The 25,005-nt window shown below is 66.3% G+C and carries 26 protein-coding genes and 1 pseudogene; 14 read left to right on the top strand and 13 right to left on the bottom strand.

Going from position 1 to position 25,005, the window contains the following annotated elements:
- Positions 1-8: 8 nt before the first annotated feature.
- The 5 genes from J6U32_RS00765 to J6U32_RS00745 all read left to right on the top strand — a co-directional run bounded on the left by J6U32_RS00765 (position 9) and on the right by J6U32_RS00745 (position 5,377).
- A complete protein-coding gene (locus J6U32_RS00765; protein WP_208793125.1) occupies positions 9-512 on the top strand; it encodes a nucleoside deaminase in 504 nt (167 codons plus the stop codon).
- Positions 509-1,510, top strand: a complete 1,002-nt coding sequence (locus tag J6U32_RS00760) for an isopenicillin N synthase family dioxygenase (protein ID WP_208793124.1) — start codon at positions 509-511, stop codon at positions 1,508-1,510. The genes J6U32_RS00765 and J6U32_RS00760 overlap by 4 nt, the downstream gene beginning before the upstream one ends.
- A 43-nt stretch (positions 1,511-1,553) precedes the next feature.
- The gene (locus J6U32_RS00755; protein ID WP_208793123.1) at positions 1,554-2,486 is read left to right on the top strand and encodes an LLM class F420-dependent oxidoreductase; all 933 of its coding nucleotides are present in this window, start codon (positions 1,554-1,556) and stop codon (positions 2,484-2,486) included.
- Between the two features lie 129 nt (positions 2,487-2,615).
- Positions 2,616-4,034 (top strand): M28 family peptidase, encoded by a 1,419-nt coding sequence (locus J6U32_RS00750; RefSeq protein ID WP_208793122.1) that lies wholly within the window; start codon positions 2,616-2,618, stop codon positions 4,032-4,034.
- A gap of 101 nt (positions 4,035-4,135) precedes the next feature.
- Positions 4,136-5,377, top strand: a complete 1,242-nt coding sequence (locus tag J6U32_RS00745; RefSeq protein WP_208793121.1) for an oxygenase MpaB family protein — start codon at positions 4,136-4,138, stop codon at positions 5,375-5,377.
- A gap of 16 nt (positions 5,378-5,393) precedes the next feature.
- On the opposite strand, the gene J6U32_RS00740 is transcribed toward J6U32_RS00745, so the two are convergent.
- Together J6U32_RS00740 and J6U32_RS00735 are read right to left on the bottom strand one after the other, a co-directional pair.
- Positions 5,394-5,945 (bottom strand): dihydrofolate reductase family protein, encoded by a 552-nt coding sequence (locus tag J6U32_RS00740; protein ID WP_208793120.1) that lies wholly within the window; start codon positions 5,943-5,945, stop codon positions 5,394-5,396.
- 76 nt (positions 5,946-6,021) lie between these two features.
- Complete coding sequence (locus tag J6U32_RS00735; RefSeq protein ID WP_208793119.1) at positions 6,022-6,921, bottom strand: LysR family transcriptional regulator; 900 nt, start codon at positions 6,919-6,921, stop codon at positions 6,022-6,024.
- Between the two features lie 117 nt (positions 6,922-7,038).
- Here J6U32_RS00735 and J6U32_RS00730 point away from each other — a divergent pair, with 117 nt between their 5' ends.
- Both J6U32_RS00730 and J6U32_RS00725 read left to right on the top strand, forming a co-directional pair.
- Positions 7,039-8,439, top strand: a complete 1,401-nt coding sequence (locus J6U32_RS00730) for an MFS transporter (protein ID WP_208793118.1) — start codon at positions 7,039-7,041, stop codon at positions 8,437-8,439.
- Entirely contained in the window at positions 8,436-9,194 is a 759-nt protein-coding gene (locus J6U32_RS00725; RefSeq protein ID WP_208793117.1) for a 3-hydroxybutyrate dehydrogenase, read from the top strand. The genes J6U32_RS00730 and J6U32_RS00725 overlap by 4 nt, the downstream gene beginning before the upstream one ends.
- Before the next feature lie 104 nt (positions 9,195-9,298).
- Here J6U32_RS00725 and J6U32_RS00720 read toward each other — a convergent pair whose 3' ends face one another.
- From J6U32_RS00720 to J6U32_RS00695, 6 genes are all read right to left on the bottom strand, one after another.
- Positions 9,299-11,947 carry an MFS transporter gene (locus tag J6U32_RS00720; protein WP_208793116.1) on the bottom strand — a complete coding sequence of 883 codons (2,649 nt, stop codon included), beginning with the start codon at positions 11,945-11,947 and terminating at the stop codon, positions 9,299-9,301.
- A 77-nt stretch (positions 11,948-12,024) separates the two neighbouring features.
- Positions 12,025-12,834: a YceI family protein gene (locus J6U32_RS00715; RefSeq protein WP_208793115.1), complete on the bottom strand. Its 810-nt coding sequence runs from the start codon at positions 12,832-12,834 to the stop codon at positions 12,025-12,027.
- Positions 12,831-13,661 (bottom strand): MSCRAMM family protein, encoded by an 831-nt coding sequence (locus tag J6U32_RS00710; protein ID WP_208793114.1) that lies wholly within the window; start codon positions 13,659-13,661, stop codon positions 12,831-12,833. The genes J6U32_RS00715 and J6U32_RS00710 overlap by 4 nt, the downstream gene beginning before the upstream one ends.
- Positions 13,661-14,152, bottom strand: coding sequence for a MarR family winged helix-turn-helix transcriptional regulator (locus tag J6U32_RS00705; RefSeq protein ID WP_208793113.1), 492 nt, complete (start codon positions 14,150-14,152; stop codon positions 13,661-13,663). Before J6U32_RS00705 ends, J6U32_RS00710 begins: the two co-directional genes overlap by 1 nt.
- 214 nt (positions 14,153-14,366) lie before the next feature.
- A complete protein-coding gene (locus tag J6U32_RS00700) occupies positions 14,367-15,008 on the bottom strand; it encodes a maleylpyruvate isomerase family mycothiol-dependent enzyme (RefSeq protein ID WP_208793112.1) in 642 nt (213 codons plus the stop codon).
- A gap of 496 nt (positions 15,009-15,504) precedes the next feature.
- Positions 15,505-16,944, bottom strand: coding sequence for a DUF6924 domain-containing protein (locus J6U32_RS00695; protein ID WP_244332451.1), 1,440 nt, complete (start codon positions 16,942-16,944; stop codon positions 15,505-15,507).
- Between the two features lie 531 nt (positions 16,945-17,475).
- Between J6U32_RS00695 and J6U32_RS00690 the strand changes: the two genes are divergently transcribed.
- Complete coding sequence (locus J6U32_RS00690) at positions 17,476-18,627, top strand: glycosyltransferase (protein WP_208793110.1); 1,152 nt, start codon at positions 17,476-17,478, stop codon at positions 18,625-18,627.
- Here J6U32_RS00690 and J6U32_RS00685 read toward each other — a convergent pair.
- On the bottom strand, positions 18,599-19,015 hold the full coding sequence (locus tag J6U32_RS00685; RefSeq protein WP_208793109.1) for a VOC family protein: 417 nt from the start codon (positions 19,013-19,015) through the stop codon (positions 18,599-18,601). The two genes, J6U32_RS00690 and J6U32_RS00685, sit on opposite strands and share 29 nt — an antisense overlap.
- A gap of 120 nt (positions 19,016-19,135) precedes the next feature.
- Between J6U32_RS00685 and J6U32_RS00680 the strand changes: the two genes are divergently transcribed.
- Complete coding sequence (locus tag J6U32_RS00680) at positions 19,136-19,552, top strand: hypothetical protein (protein WP_208793108.1); 417 nt, start codon at positions 19,136-19,138, stop codon at positions 19,550-19,552.
- 100 nt (positions 19,553-19,652) lie between these two features.
- Here the strand turns inward: J6U32_RS00680 and J6U32_RS00675 are convergent, their stop codons facing one another.
- From J6U32_RS00675 to J6U32_RS00665, 3 genes are all read right to left on the bottom strand, one after another.
- Complete coding sequence (locus J6U32_RS00675; RefSeq protein WP_208793107.1) at positions 19,653-20,432, bottom strand: SDR family NAD(P)-dependent oxidoreductase; 780 nt, start codon at positions 20,430-20,432, stop codon at positions 19,653-19,655.
- A 5-nt stretch (positions 20,433-20,437) separates the two neighbouring features.
- Positions 20,438-21,076, bottom strand: a complete 639-nt coding sequence (locus tag J6U32_RS00670; protein WP_208793106.1) for a TetR/AcrR family transcriptional regulator — start codon at positions 21,074-21,076, stop codon at positions 20,438-20,440.
- Between the two features lie 163 nt (positions 21,077-21,239).
- Positions 21,240-22,145 (bottom strand): SDR family oxidoreductase, encoded by a 906-nt coding sequence (locus J6U32_RS00665; RefSeq protein WP_208793105.1) that lies wholly within the window; start codon positions 22,143-22,145, stop codon positions 21,240-21,242.
- Positions 22,146-22,233: 88 nt separating this feature from the next.
- Here J6U32_RS00665 and J6U32_RS00660 point away from each other — a divergent pair, with 88 nt between their 5' ends.
- Positions 22,234-22,812: a TetR family transcriptional regulator gene (locus J6U32_RS00660; protein WP_208793104.1), complete on the top strand. Its 579-nt coding sequence runs from the start codon at positions 22,234-22,236 to the stop codon at positions 22,810-22,812.
- Between the two features lie 365 nt (positions 22,813-23,177).
- Here the strand turns inward: J6U32_RS00660 and J6U32_RS00655 are convergent, their stop codons facing one another.
- Entirely contained in the window at positions 23,178-23,456 is a 279-nt protein-coding gene (locus J6U32_RS00655) for a hypothetical protein (RefSeq protein ID WP_208793103.1), read from the bottom strand.
- Between the two features lie 235 nt (positions 23,457-23,691).
- On the opposite strand from J6U32_RS00655, the gene J6U32_RS00650 reads away from it, so the two are divergent.
- The 4 genes and pseudogenes from J6U32_RS00650 to J6U32_RS27140 all read left to right on the top strand — a co-directional run bounded on the left by J6U32_RS00650 (position 23,692) and on the right by J6U32_RS27140 (position 25,005).
- The gene (locus tag J6U32_RS00650; RefSeq protein WP_208793102.1) at positions 23,692-23,904 is read left to right on the top strand and encodes a hypothetical protein; all 213 of its coding nucleotides are present in this window, start codon (positions 23,692-23,694) and stop codon (positions 23,902-23,904) included.
- Positions 23,905-24,151: 247 nt separating this feature from the next.
- Positions 24,152-24,379 carry a hypothetical protein gene (locus J6U32_RS00645; RefSeq protein ID WP_208793101.1) on the top strand — a complete coding sequence of 76 codons (228 nt, stop codon included), beginning with the start codon at positions 24,152-24,154 and terminating at the stop codon, positions 24,377-24,379.
- Positions 24,376-24,762: pseudogene (locus J6U32_RS27145) on the top strand (recombinase family protein); the annotation flags it as partial. The gene J6U32_RS00645 and the pseudogene J6U32_RS27145, both read left to right, overlap by 4 nt.
- Positions 24,736-25,005, top strand: coding sequence for a recombinase family protein (locus J6U32_RS27140; RefSeq protein WP_244333052.1), 270 nt, complete (start codon positions 24,736-24,738; stop codon positions 25,003-25,005). The pseudogene J6U32_RS27145 and the gene J6U32_RS27140, both read left to right, overlap by 27 nt.

The raw sequence follows: 25,005 nt of genomic DNA, 5'->3' as shown, positions 1-25,005 counted from the left end.
CTCGAAGCATGACCTCCACCATTGCCGACACCGGGCTCGACCCGCGATCACTTCTCGACGTCGCCTACGGCCAGGCGCAGACCGGTCTCGCCGAGGGCGGTATCCCCATCGGTGCCGCCCTGTTCGCCGCCGATGGCACCCTGCTCGGTCAGGGCCGCAATCGGCGCGTGCAGCATGACGATCCGTCGGTACACGGCGAGACCGACGCCTTCCGTGCCGCCGGCCGGCAACGGGACTACTCCTCGACGATCATGGTCACCACCCTCGCCCCCTGCTGGTACTGCAGCGGGCTGATCCGACAGTTCGGGATCGGGTCGGTGGTCATCGGCGAGACGACGAACTTCTCCGGTGGTCAGGACTGGCTGCGTGAGCTCGGAGTGCAGGTCACCATTGTCGACGACGACCGCTGCATCGCGATGATGAGCGGCTTCATCGAGAACAATCCGCACCTGTGGAACGAGGACATCGGTGTCGCCGACACCGAGTCCGACCCAGCCGAGGAGACAGCATGACCAGCGCGAACCAGACCGCGAACCCCCACACCGCCAGCCCCGTTCTCACTGTTGATCTGCAGCAGTGGCGGCAGGGCGGGGACGCCGCAGCGCAGGTGTGCGCCGCCGTCGACGAATCCCTGCAGAAGGCCGGTTTCCTGCTGGTGACCGGACACGGGATCGATCCGTTCCTTCCGGCGGCGTTGCGTGCCGCGGCCCGTGAGTTCTTCGCCCTACCCGCCGAGGTCAAGGCACAGTATGCGGTTGGCGTCGGTGGTCGCGGATGGATCGGCCCCGGTCTGGAGGCCAACGGTTACGCGGAGGGCACCGAAACACCACCGGACCTGAAGGAGACCTACAACTCCGGCGCACAGACACCGGTTGGGATTCCTGAGGTCGACGACTACTGGTTCGCCCCCGACGTCTGGCCCACCGAGACGCCCCGACTGCGGGAGTTGTTCACCGCGTGGACTTCTCAGATGAAGGCGCTCTCCGACGACCTGCTCGCGCTGATGGCCGAAGCGCTCGGAAAGGCCGATGGGGACAACCCCTTCCGCAATCTGGCGGGCAATGCCACCTGGACGTCGAACATCAACCACTATCCGCCGATGACGGTCGTCGGCGACCCCGAGCCCGGGCAATTCCGGATCGGTCCGCACACCGACTTCGGCACGGTCACCGTCCTCGACCGCGAGCCCGGCGCCGGCGGTCTGCAGGTGTACAGCGACGAAAGTGGTTGGGCCGACGCCCCGTACGATCCGACAGCACTGACGATCAACATCGGGGACCTCCTCGAGTACTGGTCGGGTGGACGCTGGCCGGCCGGACGCCATCGTGTGCTGCCGCCGCAGCCGGAGAGCCCGGAGGAGGATCTCGTGTCGTTGATCTTCTTCTACGAGCTCGATCACGACGCCGTCGTGACTCCGCTGGCTCCGCCGGTCGGCCGCGTCTCGGGGCGGCCCGATGTGATCGCCGGGGAGTTCATCAAGGAGCGGTTGGACGCGATCACCCTGGGGTGAGGTGTCCTCGGACCGGTCATCCGATGCCCGGTACGTTGGTGAGGTGGACTTCCGAATCTTCACCGAACCCCAGCAGGGCGCCGATTACGACCAGTTGCTCGCCGTGGCCACGGCAACCGAGGATCTCGGATTCGACGCGTTCTTCCGGTCGGATCACTTCCTGGCGATGGGCGACTCCGACGGCCTGCCCGGCCCGACGGATGCATGGGTGACGCTCGCCGGTCTCGCCCGCGACACCTCCCGCATCCGGCTCGGCACACTTGTCACCTCGGCGACCTTCCGGCTCCCCGGACCGTTGGCGGTCTCGGTCGCCCAGGTCGACCAGATGAGTGGTGGCCGTGTCGAATTGGGCCTCGGATCAGGATGGTTCGAAGAGGAACACCTCGCCTACGGCATCCCGTTCCCGCCGCTCGGAGAACGGTTCGACCGGCTCGAGGAATCACTGGAGATCATCACCGGACTCTGGCAGACGCCGGTCGGTGAGCGTTTCGACCACGACGGCGCGCACTACACGGTGAAGAATTCCCCCGCATTGCCCAAGCCGACGCAGTCGCCGCGGCCGCCGATCATCATCGGGGGCATGGGCCGCACACGGACGCCCGCCCTCGCCGCACGCTTCGCCGACGAGTTCAACATCCCGTTCCAGTCGCTCGACACCGTGGCCGCACAATTCGACACGGTCCGCTCGGCGTGCGCCGCCGTCGGCCGCGACGCCGACGATCTCACCTACTCGGTCGCCCTCGTGTTGTGTTGTGGCCGTACCGAAGACGAACTGTCACGTCGAGCGCAGGCGATCGGTCGTGACGTCGCCGAACTGCGTGCGAACGGCGCCGCCGGCACACCCGACGAGGTCGTCGAGACGATCAGCCGTTTCCGCGACATCGGTGCCGGCCGCGTTTACCTGCAGGTCCTCGACCTCGCCGATCTCGATCATCTCGAACTCGTGGCGAAAGAGGTTGTGCCACAAATCGGTTAGAACTGCGCAGATCGGCGGGAACCGCACAGCTCGGCGAGAACTGCGTTACCGTACCCGAGAGGATTGCCCGATTGGGGTGATCGGGTCACGACCGAGAAGGCTCTCAGGGGCCGAGAGGGCGGTGCGGGTATGCGGGTTCGGGGTCGTCGGTCGGTACGCCGTGCGGCGCTCGTGGCGGTGATCGCCGCGACGGTGATCGCGACGGCGGGAGGTGCCGCTGCCGCACCGGCTTTCGCGAGCACGCTGCCCGAGACATACGGCACCACGGTCGCCGGTGGGGTGACGGCGTCGAATGTGTCGAATCACCTTCGGGCACTGCAGGACATCGCCGACCGCAACGGCGGCAACCGTGCCCTGGGCACCGCTGGGTACCTCCGAAGCCTCGACTACGTCGAGGCCCGGCTGCGTGAAGCCGGCTACGCCCCGACGCGGCAGGAATTCACCGCGACGATGTTCGAGGAGAAGAGCCATCAGCTCAGCGCGGGTGGCGCGCAGATCGATTCGCAGGTTCTCGGCTATTCGGGCTCGAGTGCGCCGCTCACCGCGCCCGTGAGCGCGGTGCCGACCACCGACACCACTCCCGGCTGCCAGCCGGGTGATTTCCCGGCGACCGCCCGCGGCGCGATCGTCGTGGTCGATCGCGGTGTGTGCCCATTCGGCGACAAGGTCGCCAACGCGAAGATCGCCGGGGCGCGCGCGGTGGTGATCGTGAACACCGAGAACGGCCCGCTCCAAGGCACTTTGGGTGAGGATGTCCGCGATCCGTTGCCGGCGGTGGCGGTGTCACGCGACCTGGGGTCGCAGGTGCGGCAGGCAGGGTCGCTGACCCTGGCGGTCGATGCCCGCACCGCACGCGTGAAGTCGTGGAATCTCCTCGCCGAGACCCACACCGGCCTGCCGAACTCGGTGGTCATGCTCGGTGCGCACCTCGACAGCGTCCCCGAGGGGCCCGGCATCAACGACAACGGCTCCGGCTCCGCGGCCGTGCTGCAGACCGCGCTGGCGATGACCGCACTCGCGCCGGTGAAGAACAAGGTGCGCTTCGCTTTCTGGGGTGCCGAGGAGGAGGGGTTGATCGGCTCCACCCACTACGTGGAGACGCTGCCCGCCACCGGCCGTGCCTCGATCCGGCAGTACCTCAACTTCGACATGCTCGGCTCCCACAACGGCGGCTACTTCGTCTCCGACGGCGACGGGTCGTCGCACCTGCCGGACTCCTATGCCGGGCCGCGGGGGTCCGGGGAGATCGAGCGGGTGTTCACCGACTTCCTCACCCGCAGAGGAGTCGGCCCCGAGCCCTCCGGATTCGACGGCCGCTCCGACTACGACGCGTTCGCGCAGGCGGGCATCGCCACCGGCGGCATCGACTCCGGTGCCGACAAGGTCAAGACCCCGGAGCAGGCGATGCGCTGGGGCGGGACCGCGGGTGAGATCTTCGATCAGAACTACCACACCGCGCGCGACACCTTCGCCAACGTCAACCAGAAGGTGCTCGGCACGATGGCCCCGGCCGTCGCGTACGCCGCGGGGTACTTCGCGATGCTCTGACCCGGGCCGCCGCGATCGGTTACCCTGACCGCGTGAGACGAATTGTAGAATCCATCTCAGACGCTTCTCTTCCAGACGCATCGATCGCGGGCGGTGGCGACGTGGGCGCCGATGCCCTGCCGACCGCCTACCGCTGGCCGTTGGGTGACTCCGCGCATCGTCGCCTGGCCGAGCGGGTCAAGCGATGGACCGGCGTTGACCTGCTGCCCGATGAGCGCACCGCGCAGCGCTACGGCGAGTTGCTGCTCGCGGGTGACCCGGTGGCCGAGCGGTTCGTCGCCGACACCTACCGCGGCGAGCTCGGTCCGCAACGCAGTCGCGAGTTGCTCGACCGCGCGCTCGACGAGGGAATCGACGCCGTCGACGATGCACCGGAGTCCATGCGCGCGTTGTTCGCCGACTTCGACGCGATGCCCGACTGGGCCGATCCCGCCCAGATCGAAGCCGGTGCCGCGGTGTGGCGTCGGTGGGCGTACGCACTGGGCGGCGTGGGCAACGCCGGAACGATGGACACCTACACCGAGGGGTCATTGGCGGTGCCGCTGTCGTTGGCCGGAGGCTATGCCGGCGAACGCGCACTCAATCGCTATCTGGAGACCAGCCGCTGGTGGATCGAGGTCTCACGGCCGGGAGCCTTTGTGCGCCAAGGAAGTCTGGCCCGCGCGATCACCATGCGCGTTCGGGTGATGCACGTGTCGGTGCGCGCCGGAGTCCGGCGCCACGACGAGTGGGACGACCAGAAGTGGGGGCTGCCGATCAGCCAGAGCGAGATGATGCTGACGCTGCTCGGCGGTAGCGTGGGGCCAGCGATGGGGCTCTACGGATTGGGCTACCTCACCTCGAAGGCCGAACTCGAGGCATCGTTGGTCTTCAATCGCTACCTCGGCTATCTGCTCGGGGTGCGCGTCGACGACATCTATCCGCGGACCATCTCCGACGGTCTACGCCTGCTGTATCTGTTCGACGCCACCCGATCGCACGATTCCGGTTCTGCCGGAGCCGAACTCGTCGAATCGTTCGTTCCCGGCTTTGCGCCGCGACCCGATATGACCCGACGCGATCGATGGCGCGCCTGGTATCACCTGCAGGCCCAGTCGGGATATGCGCGACTGTTCATGCTGCCGCAGAATCGCCGGCGGTTCGATCTCCCGGCCGGCTGGATCGGCGTCGCGCTCCTGCTCGCGCAGGTGCCCCCACGACTCGTCGGTGAGGTGGCCCGACGACTCGTGCCCGGCGTCGACGAGCGTCTGCAGCAGTGGTCGGTGGCCCATTGGGAGCGTTGGCACACGTGGCAATCCGATCGTCCGGCGGAGTTCGCGGCGCCCTCGGAATTGCGGCGTTGACGGGCAGTGATTCCGGTCAATGAGTCGAATAGCGCAGCAGTGCAACCCCATTGGTGAACGACCTCGCTTCCAGCAGGCGTAGCTGCGGAGCCGACCCGTGCTCGGGAAACAGCCTGCGACCGCGGCCCTGCACCGCGGGGTAGACGAACAGGCGGAACTCGTCGACGAGGTCGGCCGTGATGAGCGCGTGGGTGAGCGTGACGCTACCGGTGACGACGATGTCGAGGCCGTCGCGTTGTTTGAGTGCCGCAACGGATTCGGCCACGGACGTGCCGGGCACGATGGTCGAGTTCTGCCACCCGGGTTCGGTGAGGGTGGACGACACCACATACTTGTCGACCGCGTTCAGGTAGTCGGTGATGCCCGTCGGATCATCGTGCTGGTGCGGCCAATAGCCACGAAAGTCCTCGAACGTCCGGCGTCCGACCAGGAGTGCGTCGGATTCGGCGTCCTGACGGTGACTCTCGGCCATCAGGTCCGGGGTCTGGTCCGTCGGATCGAACCACGACGTCAGCATCTCGATCGATCCGTCCAGGGTGACGTTCTGGGTGACGACGAGCTTGCGCATGACTTCTCCTCTGCCGGTGGTTGTGGCATAGAGACAGACCGCCCGGCGCACGTGAACTCATCGCGAGGGCACCCGCTCACGCCCCCAACAGCGCCTCCCGATGTGCGTCGACGACCTCACGGATCGCCTCGACCATCGCGGCCACCGCGGGCCGGCGATAGGCCTCGGTCCGGGTCACCAGCCAATAGGTCAACTGGGCGTTGACATCCGGGAGTACGCGCACCAGATCGTCGTGACGATCGGCCAGATAACAAGGGAGTAAACCGATCCCGGCGTGGGCCCTGGTCGCCTCGACGTGGACGAAGACGTTGGTCGAGGTGAGCCCCTCGGCCATCTGCGGGACCAGGGTGCGGGCGAGGTCGAGATCGTCGACCTGCAGCATCGAGTCGACGAAGTAGACGAGCGGATGCGAGTTCAGCTCCGTGGCGGTGTGCGGCATGGCGTGTTCGGTGACGTAGCGCCGCGACGCGTACAGCCCGAGCCGGTAGTCGGCCAACCGCATCGCCTCGGCCCGATGGACGTGCGGCTCGCCGACCACGATCTCGATGTCGAGACCGGTGCGGGTGTGCGAGGCCAAGCGGGTGGCGGTGACGATCTCGACCCCGATACCTGGATGCCGGGTGCGCACCGCGACCGCGGCGGGCGCGGCGAGCAGGGCGGAGAAGCCGTCGGTGGCCGAGATCCGGACCACGTCGTTGATCGACACACCGTCTCGCGCATCGGCACCGAGGTCGCGAACGGCAGCCTCGATCTGTTCGGCAGCCGCGAATGCCCGCCTGCCGAGATCGGTGAGCTCCCAACCGCCTGATCCGCGCGCCAACGCGCGGCCGCCCAAGGCCTTCTCTAGGCTCTCGATTCGCCGCGCGACCGTCGTGTGGTTGAGGCCCAACGAGTCGGCTGCGGTGGTGAAACGGCCGGTCCGCCCCACTGCCAGTAGCACCAGCAGGTCGTCGGAGCTGGGGCTGGTGGACGGCATATCTGCATGTTTGCAGATCTGATGCGACGAAGAGGTCATTGAAAGCGCATTGGCGGGCATTGATACTCGGACGAGATGTGAGTGGTATCACACCCGATGCCCGGAGGAGGAGTGATCATGGCCAACCGTGAGATCGCAGACGGGCCGAATCCCGACGCTGCGCAGACCTATCGGCCCTCGGGGCTGCGGCGGGTCGTCGCGGCGTCGATGGCCGGCACCGTCGTCGAGTGGTACGAGTTCTTTCTCTACGGCACCGCCGCGACCCTGGTCTTCAGCAAGGTGTTCTTCCCCGCGGGCGGCAACGAACTCGACGCCATCATCGCCGCGTTCGTGACCTACGCCGTCGGCTTCGTCGCCCGCCCCCTCGGCGGGGTCGTCTTCGGCCACTACGGCGACAAATTCGGCCGCAAGAAATTACTGCAACTGAGCCTGGTGCTCGTCGGCGTCTCGACATTCCTGATGGGCTGTCTGCCGACCTTCGGTGCCATCGGCTACCTCGCACCTGTACTGCTGGTGGTGCTGCGCTTCGTCCAGGGATTCGCCGTCGGCGGTGAGTGGGGTGGCGCGGTGCTGCTGGTGGCCGAACACAGCCCCGACCGCAGCCGCGGCTTCTGGGCGTCGTGGCCGCAGGCCGGTGTCCCCGTCGGGAACCTGCTGGCCACGATGGTGCTGCTGATCATGACCTCGACGTTGAGCGACGCGGCCTTCCTCGGCTGGGGTTGGCGGGTGGCGTTCTGGCTGTCGGCGATCATCGTGTTCGTTGGCTACTACGTGCGCACCAAGGTCACCGACGCCCCCATTTTCGTTCGCGCACAAGAGGAGATCGAGGACGCCAAGGCCACCTCGTTCAGCGTGCTCGAGGTGATCCGGCTCTACCCGCGCGGCGTGCTGACCGCGATGGGCCTGCGTTTCGCCGAGAACATCATGTACTACCTCGTCGTGACCTTCTCGATCACGTATCTGAAGGTCGTCGTGCACGCCGACACCGAACTCATCCTGTGGTGGATGCTGGTCGCCAACGCCGTGCACTTCGCGGTGATCCCGTTGGTGGGGCGGCTCTCCGACCGCGTCGGCCGCCGACCCGTCTATGCCCTCGGAGCGTTCGCCACCGCCTTCTGGGGATTCTTCGCCTTCCCGATGATGGACACCGGTCATCACCTGGTGATCATGTCGGCGATCATCATCGGCTTGGTGTTCCATGCCTTCATGTACGCCGGTCAGCCGGCGATCATGGCCGAGATGTTCACCACCCGGATGCGGTATTCCGGTGTGTCCCTGGGCTATCAGGTGACCTCGATCGTCGCCGGATCGTTGGCGCCGATCATCGCCGCCGAACTGCTGAGCAGCTTCCATTCTTCGGTACCCATCGCGATCTACCTGGCCGGCGCCTCGGTGATCACCTTGATCGCCGTCGCCTTCGCCCGCGAAACCCGTTGTGCATCACTGGAATCCATTGACGCCGCCGACGCCCGGGACAATCTCGGTGCGCCGCGGGCGCGGACGGAGGTCACCGCATGAGCGCCGCCGGAGTCGATCTGAGTGGCCGTCGCGCGCTGATCACCGGTGCCGCCAACGGAATCGGAGCCGCCTGCGCCCGTGGTCTCGCCGCCGCGGGGGCACAGGTGACGATCGCCGACGTGGACGGGATCGCCGCCAAGCAGGTCGCCGCCGACCTCGACGGCGAGGTGTGGACGGTCGATCTGACCGACACCGCCGAACTCGACGATCTCACCCTCGACGTCGACATCCTGGTCAACAACGCCGGTATCCAATCGGTCGCGCCGATCCAGGAGATGGCGCCGGACACCTTCCGCCGGATGCACCGGCTGATGGTGGAGGCACCGTTCCTGCTGATGCGCGCGGTGCTACCGGCCATGTATAGCAACGGTTTCGGCCGGATCATCAACATCTCGTCGGTGCACGGGCTGCGGGCATCGGCGTACAAGTCGGCCTACGTCTCGGCCAAGCATGCACTAGAGGGACTGTCGAAGGTGGCCGCACTCGAGGGCGCCGCGTACGGCGTCACCAGCAATTGCGTCAATCCCGGCTATGTGCACACCGATCTCGTCGACCGGCAGATCGCCGATCAGGCACGCGTGCATCAGATGTCGGAGACCGAAGTGGTCGAGAACGTCCTGCTCGCCGAGAGTGCCATCAAGACGATGACCACCCCGGACATGGTGGCCTCCCTGGTGGTGTGGCTGGCCTCGGAGAACGCGGCGATGGTCACCGGCGCGTCCTATCCGATGGACGGCGGGTGGAGCGCGAGCTGAGAAGGACTGCCCCGCAGACGATCCACAAAGCGACTGCGCGGTGTGCCCCTGGGGGCACACCGCGCAGTCGCTGGTGAAGGACGTCGGTTACGTCACGGGGGTGCTCACCGCACCGTCGGGCGGTCGACGCCGAGGCCGATGTCGACGGTGGTGCGCTCGCCGGTCACGACGCGGGCCTGCACCGCGGTCGGCTCATACATGTTGGCGACCAACGTGAATTGGGCGTCGGTGAGTCCCTCGATCCGGTAACGGCCGTCGGTGTCGGTGGTCACCGACGCGACGATCGTCTGATCCGGCCCGATCGCCGACACGGTCGCCCCGACCAACGGGGTGCCGTCGACGGTCCGGACCGTGCCCTGGACGCCACCGGTGGCCGACAACACGATCTCGGCCTCTGCGGCAGAACCGGTTTCGACGGTGATCAGCTGGCTCGACGGCGCATAGCCCGGTGCCGAGGCCGTTACCGCGAGGGTGTCACCGGCCGACAGACCGGTGACGGTGAACCGACCGTCCGAATCGGCCTGCGCGTTGGCGATGACCGCACCCGACTGGTCGGTGACAACCAGATTCGCGGGCAGCGGACGATGCGCGTCACGGACCCAACCCCGCAGCGACGCGCCGCCACCGAGGGCGAAGTCACGCCGGAAGACCAGATCCGCGACCACCGAGACCGCCAGCGCCCGCGGCGAGAGCCCGGGAGCCGTCGCGATCACCGTGTAGGTGCCGTCGACCAGATCGGTCACCGCATACGACCCGTCCGGGTGAACCGCGGTCGCGCCGACCTGATGGCCACGCAGATCGGTGACGGTGATCGCCGCGTCGGTGACCGGCGATCCGCCGCCCGAGGTGATCAACCCTGCGATTCGCGGTCGCACCGGTTGCGCCCCGGCCTCGCCGGCCGAGGTCAACAGATGCCGCGGAGCAGCCATCGGGCGAGTCGACTCCTCCTCGGTGACCAGTTCGGACGGTGTGCCGAAGCCGACATCACCGGCCACCGCGGCCAACTCCGCGCCCAGGGTCTCCGGGGTCGCCGGCTTCTTCTTCGAGCCGGTGAACAGCGAGGCGATGGCACCGAGGACGCAGCAGATGAGTGCGAAGGTGAATGCCGCGGTGAGGCCGTCGGAGAACGGGTCGCTGATCAGGTGGGGGAAGAAGTTGAGGCCGGTGAGGTGATCGACGCTGGACTGTGGGAGTCCTTGGAGTGCTTGGCCGGCGACTTCACGGATCGGGTTGTAGCCGAGGAATGCGGCGAACAGGATACCGACGGTGGGGATGTGGGCGATCCCGTCGGCGGCGGGTGCGGGCATGCCGTTGGCCGTCAGACCCGAGTACATGGCGTCGGGTAGGTGGGTGGAGAGCCCGGCGATCATCAACGAGAAGAACAGGCCGATCGACAGGACCATGGCGGCGTTCTGGAAGGTGGTCATCATGCCGGCGCCGGAGCCGCGGGAGGTGATGGGTAGGGAGTTCATGACTTCGGCGCGGTTGGGGGAGGCGAACAGGCCCATGCCGATGCCGTTGATGAGGAGCACGAGGGCGAACACCCAGTAGGTGAAGTTCACCGGCATCGCGATGAGCGCGCCGAAGGTGCCTGCGGTGATGAGCATGCCCATGGTGGTGAACCATTTGGTGCCGAGTTTGTCCGAGAGTGCTCCGGAGACCGGTGCGCTGATGAGGAAGCCGATGGTCATCGGGATCATGTAGATACCGGCCCACAGCGGGGTACGCGAGTAGTCGTATCCATGCTGCGGCAACCAGATGCCCTGCAGCCAGATGATCAGGATGAACTGCAAACCGCCACGGCCGATGGAACCGGCGAGGTTGGCGAGGTTACCGAAGGTGAACGACCGGTTCTTGAACAGGCTCAGTTCGAACAGTGGGCTGTCGACCTTGGTTTCGATGAACACGAACGCGGCCAACACGATGACGCCGCCGATCAACCCGGTCAACACCCAGGGGTTGGTCCAGCCCATGGCGTGGGTTCCGTAGGGCTGGATGCCGTAGGTGATGGCGATCAGGATCGCGATCAGGCCGACGGCGAAGGTGATGTTGCCCCACCAGTCCATCTTGGCGTGCTTGCGCTCACCGAGATCGTGCAGCTTCAGATACGCCCAGATGGTGCCGATGACGCCGAAGGGCACCGACACGAGGAAGATGTAGTGCCACTGGATCGGGGCGAGGATGCCGCCGATGAGCAGGCCGAGGAACGAGCCGGCGATGGCGGCGACACCGTTGATGCCCATGGCCAGACCGCGCTGGTTGGCGGGGAAGGCGTCGGTCAGGATGGCCGAGGAGTTGGCCATCAGGAAGGCGCCACCGACGCCCTGGACGATGCGCCAGAAGATCAGCCAGATCGCTGCCTCACTGCCGTCGAACCAGGTGATCGCCAAGAAGATCGACGAGACGGTGAAGATGGCGAAGCCCATGTTGTACATGCGCGCTCGGCCGAACATGTCGCCGAGGCGGCCGAAGCTGACCACGAGGACGGCGGTGACGACGAGGAAGCCCATCATCATCCACAGCAGATAGCTGGTGTTGCTGCTGTCGAGGGGGTTGACGTTGATGCCCTTGAAGATATCGGGCAGTGCGATGAGCACGATCGAGGAGTTGATGGTGGCGATGAGCATGCCCAACGTGGTGTTGGACAACGCAATCCACTTGTAGTGAGGACCGAGCTCCTCCAGCGAGCGCTGCCGGGACCGGCGTGGCGGTCCGGCAGCGGCGCCGGTCTCGGCGACTGCGGTATTCGACATGTCCTGCCTTTCAGATCAATATGTCAATTCTGTGCGGTCGGCGCTGACCGTGTCCGCGAACAACTGGGGTGACGGAGTCATCCGTCGGTCCGGACCGCCTCCACCTCGAGGGAAATCCGTGCGGTGCCGCCGATCTGGGCCACACCGCTGATGAGTGTGTCGTCGAAGCTGATGCCGAAGTCGTTGCGGTGCAACGTCCCCGTCGCACCGAAGGCGGCACGACGGCCACCCCAGGGATCGTCGACCTCGCCCTGATAACTCAGTTCCAACTCGACCGGAACCGCATGCCCGCGCAGCGTCAGAGTGCCGGCCAGGGTCCAGGTCTCGTCACCACGCGGCCGGACGCCGGTGGCCGCGAAGGTCGCGACCGGGAAGCTCTCGACATCGAAGAACGAATCCGAACGCAGGTGCTCGTCACGCGTCCGGTTGTCGGTGTCGATGCTGGCGGTCTTGATCTCGGCGAACACCGAGGACTGCTCGACCGATTCGGGGACCTCGATGTGCCCGGTGAAATCGGTGAAACGTCCACGGATGGTGGAGATCCCGAAGTGGCGCACGCTGATCTCGAGCAACGAGTGTCCCGGGTCGATCTCCCAGTGGCCGGTACTCGGGGTGGGTGCGTCGCCTGCGCGTACCGCGGTGATCTCGCCGAGACTGACCGTCCCGGCGCCGGCCACCACGGCCACCCGCGCGGTCGGCTGGTAGCCCTCGGCGGCGACGACCACGGTGTAGGTCCCGGTGCCGAGGTCGTCGGCGATCGCGGTGCCGTTGTCGTCGGAGCGGGCGACGGCCTGCTGCGCGCCGGCGTCGGACATGATCGTCATGATGGCGTCGCGAACCGGCCGTCCGGCGGTACTGACGACGCGTGCGGTGATGGTGGCGTTCATGCCTGCCCCCTTGCGCCCAAGACGAATTCGTGGTTGGCGACGCGACCCGCCGCGACGTCGATGGTGGCCGCCACGGGTGCGTAGCCGTTGGCGACGACGGTGTAGTCACCCGGGGTGAGGTTGGCGAACAGGTAGCGGCCCACCTCGTCGGTGAGGGTGCTCGCGGCCATCTCGCCGGCGTCGTTGAGCAGTGCCACCTGGCTGTGCCCCACGGGGGTCCCGGCGCCGGTGGTGCCGTCGGTGATCACGCCGGTGAGTTCGGCTGCGGTGCGCAGCACGGTGGTGATCTCGCCGTCGGCGAGGTGGACTGTCTCGGCGACCGGATCGCAGCCTGCAGCGGTGACGATGACGGTGAGGGTGTCGTCGCCGAGCCCGCCGATCTGCCAGTGGCCGGCGCCGTCGGTGACCGTGGTCGCCACGATCTGACCGGTGCGGTCGGCGATGGCGATGGTCGCGCGGGCGACCGGCTCGCCGGTGGCCGAGGTGGTCACGATGCCCGCGAGGGTCCCCATCGACGCGAGGATGATCTCGGTGTCGACCGGGGCGGTCCCCACGGTGACGGTGACTGCGGCCGGCTCGTGGCCGGCCGCAGAGACGGCGAGCACGTAGTGGCCGGCGCCGGCGACCCGCACACCGAAGGTGCCGTCGGCACCGGCGATGGTACGGGCGGCTTGGCTGCCGCCGGGATCGATGACGGTGACGGTGGCTTCGGCGATCGGGCCGCCGTCCGGGCGGTGGACCACGCCCTGGATCAGGCCGACAACCGAGTCGCCGCGACCCGAATTGTTGAGGCCTGAACCTCCGTGACCGTTGATGGCGGGTTCCATCAGGCTCCTTCCTCTGCAGTGTGTGGGGCTGTGGACGGGTGGTCGAGCTCGCAGACGGTGTCGGCGAGCAGTCGCATCGAGCGGGTGACCGCGACGCGGTCGGCGGGTTCGAGGCGGTCGAGTGCCTCCTCGAACAGGTCCGACTTCCGCGAGGTGGCACCGCGCATGTATTGGTAGCCGGTGGCGGTAGGGGTCAGAAGACTGACGCGGCCGTCGTGCGGATCGGTGGTGCGGGTGACCATGCCGGATTGCTCGAGGCACGCGACGACCCGCGACATGGTCGGGCCGGCCACCGACTCCCGCGTGGCGAGTTCGGTGGCGCGGATCGGGGCGTTTTGCGCGATCGTCCACAACGCCGACAGCTGACCCGGCGACAACGGCCCGGCGTCGGACCGGGCGCGGATGGCCCGTCCGATCCGGATGAGGTCGCGATGGATCGCGGCCGCGTCGCTGAGGGTCGCGACGGACGCTGCGCCGGACATCTCGTCCATGACTCACCACCGAACGGATTGATAGTTGACCTTGGGTAACTAATTACTTAGTTACTCTAAGCGAAGTACCCGTCAGATCGCTCGTCAGATCGGTGTGAAGTGGGTTACAAGTTCGCCGAAAGATTCTGCAGAACAGGAATATTCGGACATTCCGTACATCGATGATGTCGGGTCTGCCCGATGGGGCCGATCTTCGCTGACGTCCGAACGTGATTCAGTGGGCGACAGCGTGCGTCCGGAGCCGTGCGGCGCCCGGTCCGGTGAGAACCCCGTCGACGACCGGTCGCCCCGACACCGCGAGCAGGAGATCGATGGCCCGACCACGCACCGTGGGGCCCTCGCCGTAGAGCATCTCGGCGTCGGTGACCACGAGGTGCAGCCCATCCACCCGCTCGCGCCCGCCTCCCCAGGCGACCCGGGTGCGCGTCTGGTGGACCAGCGCGGTCATGACGTGCTCGACGGGGAGATCGGCGTCGATACCGAGGGGTCGGCGGATGTCTTCACCGTGGACGAACACCTCGACGAGCCGCGTCGCCGGTGCCGCCGGCGGGGTGCGCCGCAGCTGCGCCGACCGTGCCAGCCGGGCAAGGGTCTCCCGCGGGTCCGAAGCCTTCGCCGAGACGATCCCGCGGTCGTTATCGGCGCCGAAATCGAAGCGCGAGCGCATCATCCGCCACACGAAGGCGGCCCGCGTGGTGCGGGCGCCGTCGACCAGATGGGCCAGCACGTCGTGGACATCCCAATCCGGGCACAGCGACGGTGTGGTCCAGGCGTCCTCATCGACGTTCTCGAGTGCATCGACGAGCCGTCGGCGTTCGGCGTGCACGACCGGCCATACCTCGCGCCGAGAACCCATCGGTCACCCTCCACTGCTGTTGATCTGCCGGCGGTCTGATTTCCTGCTCCGAGGATGCTGACTCGCCGGGCGCCCAGAAGTCATCGCGGTGCGAGCCGCCGTCCGAATGACCGGCGGCCGCTTCGATCGGTGATCACGGGATCTGTGGTGGTGGCAGGGTCACGGCCGGCCCCTGTGGTGGGTTCTCGTGCCGGCCACCCGATTCCGGCCTTCGTCCTGTCCGGGGTGATCGTCGAGTGCGCACGCCGGCGGTGGGTTCGGGAGTGGGTGCCCGCCAACGGTGTTCACCATCTTCCCGAGTCAGGGTGGCCGTTACTGCCGTGGGACTTCGCACCGTTGTCCGTCGGGCGGGCCAGACGCAAGCGGGTGCGTGACGCGATGACCGGTCGCATCGGCGAGTACCCGGCGACCTACTTCCACTACACCGGGCTCCACAACAACCGGGTGAATCCGGCTGTCTTGAGAACCGCGGTGCCGCAACCCATCTGCAGATGGTTCAGGAGGGTGTGGCAGGTGGGTGTTGTCTGAGCATGGCGGCTTCGAGTGTTCCGGTCTGAGGGTCGATGACGAGATTCCAATGCCCTCCCCAGACTTGAACATGCCCAGAATGGCACAGGCCATCGCGCGCGGTCGCGACCAGATAGTCCTCGACACCCAAGCGAATCTCAGTCGATTCCGGGTCGAGCGCGATGGTGAAGTCGTACAGTTTGGCGCGCGGCGACTCGTAGAGCACCAGGTAGGGGTTGTCCAGGTCGGGTAGTTCGTCGGCGAAACGGACCAGCGCCGGGGTCGACTGGTTGGTGGCACTGAGTGCGATGAGTTCGTCGCGATGCAGTGTCGCTATGTGCGGTGGAGATGGCGGGAACCCACGGAAGACACCGTCGTCATCGACGGCGTCGGCGAAGCTGCGGAAGTCCATGTTCGCGATCGAGAGATTGTTCTCGACTGAATGCATCTGTTCGGGGACAACACGAAAGGTCCGGCCGGGTTCGTGCCCGAAGTCACTTCGCCCGCAATCGATCACGAGGATCGCCATCTCGGGATGGCTCATGGTGATCGCATCGGCGACGAACGCATAGTAGGGCGGGTCTTCCTCGCCGATACGAGCGACCAGATCGTCAACGCTTAGGCCGTCGTTATCGCGATGGTCGATACAGGTGAGCCCGGCCTGGAAGGTCGGGAATTCGTCCATACCGCTCGGTACCGGCTCCATTGACGCCAGCGCGGCCGCCCGCCAGCGTTCATCACTGCTGAAATCCGTGCGCACCAGCAACGACGCACCGCCCTGAGGGTTGTGCAGATAGTCGTCGAGGTTGCGGCCGGTACCCAGAGAAGCGACGATTTCGGCCTCGGCTGCAGCCTCGTGACGCAGTGTCGTCGCGTCACGAATGTCATCGACATCTCCGGGCGGATTCGGTACAACGACCTCAGTGAAGATGCGGTCAGCAACGTCGGGAGACATCTCGTTGTAGGAACGCAACTCAAGCGTCCATGGCCCGACCGTCGAACGCGCTCGGGGCGAGTAGAACTCCATCGAGAAACCTATCTCGGGCTCCCCGACCTCGGTTAACCAGCGGCGGATACCGAACTGGGGTGAACTCGCCGTCACCGTCACATCCAACGCACCCGATAATGGGTCCCCGTCTGCCGGTGACACGCTGATCTCCATCGGCACCCACCCGATTTGGGTGGGCGGCATGTTCATCAGCTCCTGCATTCTCTGTTCGTGTTCGAGCTGTTCGCGAGAGTCGAGGTATTCTTCGAACTCGATCGTCGCGCCGTCCCATGAAAACAGTGCAGGTTCGAAATCCTCGTCGAATACTGGTGATTCCATCTGCATCCACTGCTCGCCCTGAACCCAGGAGAGGGCGATTCCGAGTTCAGCGTCGATCACCACACCGACGGTCGGGCCGCCGTAGCGATCATCGAACTCCATGTGCCAACCCCGACGGCCCCGAACCTCGGTGCCGGTGATTCCTCTGGGCTCACCGAACCGCGGCGCTCGCCCGGTGATCTCTGCTGGGGCCCACATCTGGTAAGCGGTGAACAACACCGTTGGCGATATACCCGCCACTGCGACAAGCCGATTCGGAGACTTGGACGTGTGCACCGCGACGCCGTCCTCGCCAAATCGGTATTCATCGGTGTCATTCTCGATGTAACTGGGTGAACCATCCGAGTTCTCGATTCGCCACGACGTTGGCGGCACAAACCGCACATGGTTGACGGCACCATCGCTCGAATACGCCGTGGCACGCACCGTTCGACCCATCGTGCTGAAAGACAAACCCCGGATCTGCGGCCATGACGTCATGCCCACCAACCTAGCCGCTCGCGCCGATCACCCGTCGGCAAGAATCGCGCGACCCATCCGCCGAAGCGGCGCCGTCGGCACGTACTCGTGCGGTTCACATGCAGGTCGGCGGCTGGTGGCGCGGTGTTCACACGCGCACGGCTCACTGGGCTCATGCGCATCGTGCAACTCGCAAACTTCTATGGAGAGCGATCCGGTGGACTACGGACCGCCGTCGATCGGTGGGGTGCGGGTTACATCGGCGCCGGACACCAGGTGGTGCTGATCGTGCCCGGTGCACGATATGCCGAAGAGGTGCTGCCATCCGGCGTCGCGAAGGTGTCGGTACCCGCACCGCGGGTGCCGTTCGCCGGCGGCTACCGCCTGGCCCCACCACGACGTGTGGCCGACATTCTTGCGACGCTGCGACCGGACGCCATCGAGGTGTCGGACCGACTCACGTTGCGCGGCTTCGGAAATTGGGCCCGACGCCGTGACATCCACTCGACGATGGTGTCGCACGAGCGACTCGACCGACTCCTCGGCCTGATGCTGCCGGCCGCCGCGGCCCGAGTGCTTGCCGACCGCGCCAACCGTGCCACCGCGGACACCTACGACGCCGTGGTGTGCACCACGGCGTTTGCCGCCACCGAGTTCGAGAAGATCGGTGTGCACAACCTCGTTCGCGTACCGCTCGGCGTCGACCTCGACCAGTTCGATCCGCGTCGGCTCGATCCCGAACTGCATCAACGGTGGACCGAGCCGAATGCCGCGTTGCTGGTGCACTGCGGTCGGCTGTCGGTGGAGAAGCGCGCCGATCGCAGCATCGCCGCGGTGGCCCGACTGGACCGCGCCGGGGTGCCCGCGCATCTCGTCGTCGCCGGGGACGGGCCGATGCGAACAGCGTTGCAGCACAGCGCACGTGGTCGCGGATTACCGGTGACCTTTCTCGGTCACGTCCCCGATCGCGGACAGGTGGCGGCGTTGTTGGCCAGCACCGACGTCTCGTTGGCGCCCGGTCCGCACGAAACCTTCTGCCTGGCCGCACTCGAATCGCTCGCATCGGGGACGCCCGTCGTCGCGTCCCGCTCGTCCGCGGTCAACGAACTCGTCGACGACACCTGCGGTGCTGTCGCCGAGAACACCGGTGCCGCTTTCGCTTCCGCGATCGAGCGGGTGTTGACGGTGCCGCGTGCGCAGCGTGAACGTGCTGCTCGGCAGCGGGCCGCCGCATTCGCGTGGCCCGCGTCGGTGCGGCGGATGCTTGCCGTGCATCTCGGCGCACCCGACCCCGTGCTCAGGACTCGGCCGTATCACCCTGCATGACAGCCGGATCCATCCACGCGATCTGCCACGAGTGGCCGTCGGGGTCGTCGAAACTGCGGCCGTACATGAAGCCGTGATCCTCGGTGTCACCCGGCTTGGCGCCGGCTGCGATCGCCCGGTCGACCAAGGCGTCGACGGCGTCGCGGGACTCGCCGTCGAGGCAGATGATGCACTCCTTGGTGGTCGTCGCATCAGCGGTCGTCGCGGGATGGAAGGAACCGAAGAAGTCCCGTGTGAGGAGCATCGCGACGAAGCTCTCGCCGAGGACCACGGTGATCGCGTTCTCGTCGGAGAACTTCTCGTTGATGGTGTAGCCGAGGTCGGTGAAGAACTTCCGCGAGCGTGCGAGGTCGTCCACGGGCAGGTTCAGGAACATCATGTTGTGCATCGGAGGTCTCCTGCGGTTGTGCGGTGTCCTGTGCCGGACAGGGTCACACAGGTAGACCCGACGCGGTGACGGAATTCATCGCGACCCGGCTCCGCGCCGCATGACGGGTTAGCCTGGGGTGTGGTCTACCTCTCACTCCTCCTCGCCGCGGTCGCGGTGGGCGCGTGGGTGCTGTCGTATCGACGGTCGGCGCAGGTCCGGCGCGACCCCGACCTGTTCGTCGCACTGGCAGACCTCGACGACGACGCCGCCGTGTCGGGCAGGGAGGTGCGTGCGGCCGCGGTCATCGAGGAGAAGCATCATCTCGAGGCACGCGCCGCCTGGCCGTCCGGCGTGGTCGCCGCCCTGGGCGTGGGAGCCGCCGTCCTCATCGTCCAGGACCCGTCCAACACCGTCGACGGTGGCCGATTGTGGTGGCTGACAAGCGAATTGCTGACGCTGGCGGCGTGCTCGGCGATCTGGACGGTGTGGTGTGTCCACCGTGCCTCCCGGCTGGCGGTAGGGCAGCGGCAGCTACATCGAGGGCCTCAGGGCTGAGTGGCTGGGTCGCCTTGGCGTCGGCCGTGCGCTCATTCCCGTTGACCGTGCGCTGTTTCTCATCGATCGGGCGCTGTTTCGCGTCGATCGGGTAGAGGGTTCACCTCGACCGCACCGCACGTTCGGCGATGGCCACCACCAGTCGCCGTGGTGCGAACCGACTGGAGCCCGCGCTGAGCTTGTTGAACGCCCCGTCGACGACGCTGGGCTTGCCGGCCTCGAGTGCCGAGAGTGCGGTGTCGACGACCTGCCGGGTGCTGCGTCGTGTGCCGACGGCCGCATCGTCGGAGCCGGCGACATCGAAGAACGCGGTGTCGGTGGCACCCGGGCAGAGGGCGAGCACGCGGACTCCGTCGCGCTTGGCCTCCCACCACAGTGCTTCGCTGAGCGAGAGCACGTAGGCCTTTGTCGCTGCGTAGACGGCCATGTGCGGTACCGGCTGGAAGGCGGCGGTGCTCGCGACGTTGATGATCGAGCCGGTCTTGCGGGCCGTCATGCGCTGCAGATAGACGGTGGTGAGGTCGGTGAGAGCGGAAACGTTGAGGGCGACCTCGTCGCGGATCCGGTCGGGGTCGGCGTTGGCCAGATCGCCGTGGGTGCCGAATCCCGCGTTGTTGATCAGGAAATCGACGTCGACGCCGAGCTTGTCGACCTCGGCGACAAGCGAAGTCGCGGCGCCGGGCACGGACAGATCCGACCCGATCACGTCGGCGCGGATCCCGTGCTTGCCACGCAGTTCCTCGGCGAGGGCGCTGAGCTTGTCGACGCTGCGCGCCACCAGAATGACGTTGGCGCCCTTGGCCGCAAGCGTCCTGGCGAACTCTTCTCCGATACCGCCACTGGCGCCGGTGATGAGTGTGGTGATGGTGCGATATTCCATGGTGATCACGTCCTGTCGGGTTTGATGTCCCTGTCGGGTCTGATGTCGAGGCCGGAGGCGGCCAGCATCATGAGGATGTCGGTGTAGCGAGCCAGATCTCGATCCCGACTGTCGGCGGCCCCCGCGTCGACCAAGGTCTTGATGCCGTCGAACGCTCCCACCAGTACGGCGGCGAGGGCTTCGGGATCGATGTCGGTGCGCATCTGTTCTGCGTCTTGCCCCTCGCGAATGATGTTGGCGACGAGCGCGATCCACGCGTCCACGGGTTTGACGAAGTCGGTGTCCTCGCCGGCGAGATCACGAACCAGACGGATGACGCTCCACGCGCCCGGGTCGTTCTGGAGGTGATTCAGCATGGCCGGGATCACCTCCATGAGTTGCAGCACCGGCGTCGGCTGAGCGAGTACCCGGGTCTGCACAGCCTCGATCCACAGCTTTTCCTGATGGTCGACGACTGCTCGCGCGAGCTCGGCCTTCGACCGGAAGTAGAAGTAGAAGGCCCCCTTGGTGAGTCCCGATGCTGCGATGAGGTCGGCGAACTTGGTTGAGCTGTAACCGTTCTCGGCGAAGCGCTGGGCAGCGACCGTGAGCAGGTGGGCGCGGGTGGCGGCACCTTTGGCGGTCGATGGTTCGGCTGGACTCACGGGTCGAGAATAAACCAACCGGTAGGTTTTAACAAACCGGTCAGTATGTTTTGCGCTCTATCGGGGTGTCAGTAGCGCATGAATTGCGCGTGCCGAAGCCGTGGACGTACTCGGCTCGGGAGCGTGTTGCTTCGGTGAAAGGGGTACTCGGATCGAGCCTGGCTCAGGCGAAATAGTGTGGCTGACCGAGATCCTCGAGAAGACCTGGCTCGGTCGGCTCCCAGTTCAGCAACGCGCGAGTCGCCGACGACGAGGTCGGGTTGTCCACCCCGACGAACCCGGCGAGATAACCGAACATCTGCGGAGCGTCGTCGGGTCCCACCGACTTGACCGGGAGGTCGAGCCCGCGTCCGATTGCAGTCGCGATGTCACGGAACGGCACCCCGTCGTCGGCGACCGCGTGCAGGCGCGTTCCCGCCGGGGCCGATTCCACCGCGAGCCGATAAAGGCGCGCGGCGTCGCGGGTGTGCACCGCAGGCCATCGGTTGGCGCCGTCGCCGAGGTAGCCGGCCGCACCATTTTGGCGGGCGAAACCGATCAGTCCGGGGACGAAGCCGTGGTGGTCGAGGTCGCTGTGCACGGTCGGTGGCAGCCGGACGATCGATGACCGAACTCCCTTGTCCGCCAAGCCGATGATCAAGTTCTCGGTGTCGATCCGAGGGCCGCCGTCGAAGGCGTCCGACTCGAGCCCGGGCCGTCCGGTGATCCCCATCAACGCGAGCATCGCGGTGCCGGAGGTTCCGACCAGCGCTTTGCCTGTTCCGGTCAGTTCGTCGGCGATCGCGTTCACCGCGGCCAGGTCGGCGTCGGCGGCTCCGGCCATGTCGCCAACCTGCATCAGATCATGCCGGAACGCAAGGTGGACGACACCGTCGGCGGCTGCCGCGGCACCGCGGAGGACGTCGAGATCGCCGAGGTCACCGCGTACCACTTGAGCCCCTCGTGCGGCGACCACCTTGGCTGCCTCGTCCGAGCGCGCCAGCCCGGCGACCTGGTGTCCAGCGGAAACAAGTTCTGGGATGAGTGCCGACGCGACGTGGCCGGAAGCGCCGGTGATGAATACCCGCATGGAAGACTCCTGTGGTGAGTGATGTCATGGTCTGACATCACAGACCTTACCCGTGATGTCAGAACCTGTCATCACCTATCATCGTCACATGGGACGATGGCCGGACGGTTCTCGGGAGCGGCTGATGCTCGCTGCCCTGGATCTGTTCGTCGAGCGCGGGTTCGACAAAACCTCGGTGGCCGATATCGCCGAGCGTGCCGAAGTCACCGAGCGCACCTTCTACCGCCACTTCGGTGACAAGCGAGAAGTGCTCTTCGACGGCGGTGCCGGGCTGCGGGACGCCGCGATGTCGGCGCTCGACTCAGTGGCACCGGATGTGGGCCCGCTCGAAGCGGTGGGCGATGCCCTCGAAGCCGCGGTGACAGCGTTCTTCACCATGGAACGCCAGCCGTTCTCGCGACGCCGACAAACGGTGATCGACGCGAATCCCGAACTGCAGGAACGGGAATTATTCAAGATGGCCACCCTCACCGCTGCGCTGACCGCGGGGCTGTGCGACCGCGGCGTCGACGAGACGACGGCCCGACTCGCCGCCGAAATGGGCATCACCGCGTTCAACTCGGCGTTCGCGCAATGGATCGACGAGGACGATGGGCGGGCGATCGATGTTCTCATCCGTGCCGCGCTCGACGACGTCCGCACCGTCGCCCGACGCCTGAGTTCCTGAACACTGGCGTTCCGCGGAACGTGAAGTCGGAGTCTGTGGCACCGGAGCCTCGTTGCCGACGAAAACCCCGGCCTGAAATTCTCTGACAGGGGTTCTACTGGAGCCGATGACGGGAATCGAACCCGCGTATTCAGCTTGGGAACGTGTTTCGGCGGGCAAACGGGCGTTCGATCTACCTGCGTCTAAACGGCTCGTGCTCACATCATATGCGCTGCGTAACAGGCACTTTGACGCGGTTAGCGCGCGTTGCGGGGTGGGTCGTGGGCGGTCCATAAACACCCCGTAGTTACACCAGGCGGAGTGTCTGGGGAGTGTATGAGTGAGCCCGGAACCGCCGTGACGATTCCGGGCTCAAGGGGTGTGCGTCAGGAGCCAGTGACGGCCAACTTGCACTGCCAGCACTCGTACGACGGAGAGTCGGCGGGGACGTTCTGCTGGGCGTTGCATCGCGGACAGACAACCGAGCGCAACCCAGTGGGGACCTTCACTTGCGCGGGCAGGAGCACGATGACGAGGAGCGCTATCCACCCGAAGAAGAATCCAGCGAGAGCCCATCCGGCTTGATCGCGGTTCTTCTTCCCGGCGAGGTAGCCCACGACGAGGCACAGCACGAAACAACTCACAACCCAGAACAGAAGAAACATCGCCGTCCAGTCGGACGCGGTATCAACTCCACCCAGCACTTCGTGGAGAGAGACGCAAGGTTTCGCGCGAGACGGATCACTACGAAATTGGGCATGGAAAGCGTTCGAGCAGAAGGGAATTGGGACGATGACGAGTAATCGCGGAAAGCGTTCGGGCAGAACAAATTCGGGACGACACGACAGATTCACTGGCGACTACGGAAAGCCTTACGCGCCAAAGGGATACCCGCGATGGGTGTACGACGAGATTGTCGCGGTCAAGCGCCTCGACGACAGCGCCCTAGCTGCCGAAGCGCGCGACGAGGAAGACGACGCCAAGCCGGTGTCCGCGTCGGCCGAGTCGTCGTCGCCTCCGGCGGTTGGGCCTCGGGTGCAGAGGAAGCTGTTGCCGATGGAAGACGCCCTTGAACAGTTGCGCGCTCCGGACCAGCGCCCGCCCGCGCCATAGGCCAGCGCCACCCACGGCGAGGGGTGTCTCGGCCCTCTGACGTCGCCACCGGCGGCCTAACGACGCCGGTGCGGCACCCGCGCACCTCACGCCCTATCTCAACGGCAAAGCGAGCCAATTGCTTTGTAGGACAAAGGGTTTAGACCCCTGTTGAATTGTGATCTATGTCACTCGACAATAGGCTGAGAGGTGCAGGGGGTGCGGGCACGATCGCACCCCTCGGACACCACAGATCAAGGGAGACAACATGACTGAGTTCCACGGCGGAACGATCCCCAGCGACAAGGAAGCGTGGGCAGTTGCGTTCAGTGACGGCGTCTTCTGCGAGGAGTTGGACGTGCTCGCGCCGCTCGGCAGCGCCCCGGCCGACGTCCGCGCTATCGCCGCGCCGCTCATCGCAGCGGACTACCTGCCAGGAATGCAGATCGTGGACGTGTCGCCGTTTCGTGGCGTGACCATCTGGGGTGCGCGATGAAGGTCGTCGGGTACGTGCGGGTGAGCACCGACCGTCAGGGCGACAGCGGTCTCGGCCTGGAAGCGCAGCGCGAGAGCTTGGAGCAGGGGTGTCGGCAGCGGGGCCACGAACTGCTCACCGTCACCACCAACGTCGTGGGCGGAGCCAAGACCGACGCGATGTTCGGGCGCGAGGTTGCTGTCGCCGCTGTCGAGTCGGGCGTGGCTCAATGATTGCTCGTGCGCGCTCTGGATCGCGTCACGCGCGACCAGCTGGACGCCGCCCAGATCATGAAGCGCGCTAACGACTACGGGTGGCGGCTACTCGACACCGAAGGCGCAGACAGCGGCGACCCGAGTCAGCGTCTCGTGGCCGACGTGCGGTTGGCTGTGGCAGCCGAGGAGCGCCGCAAGATCGGCACCCGCACCCGCGAAGCCCTCGACGCCAAGCGTCGCAAGGGTCAGCCCGGACTGATCAGCGTCAGCGCGCAGCGCCGTATCCAGGTTCTCGCGTCGCAGGGCCTCGGAGCCAAGGCCATCGCTAACCGACTCACCAGCGAAAACGTTCCCACCGCTACCGGAGGCGACACGTGGTCGTACTCGTCGGTGCGGCGCGTTCTCAACCGACTCACACAGGAGGTCGCCTGA

The sequence above is a fragment of the Gordonia polyisoprenivorans genome, assembly GCF_017654315.1.
GTDB classification, from domain to species: domain Bacteria; phylum Actinomycetota; class Actinomycetes; order Mycobacteriales; family Mycobacteriaceae; genus Gordonia; species Gordonia polyisoprenivorans_A.
Note: the sequence above shows the minus strand (reverse complement) of the source record. Positions and strands in the feature narration are given on the sequence as shown.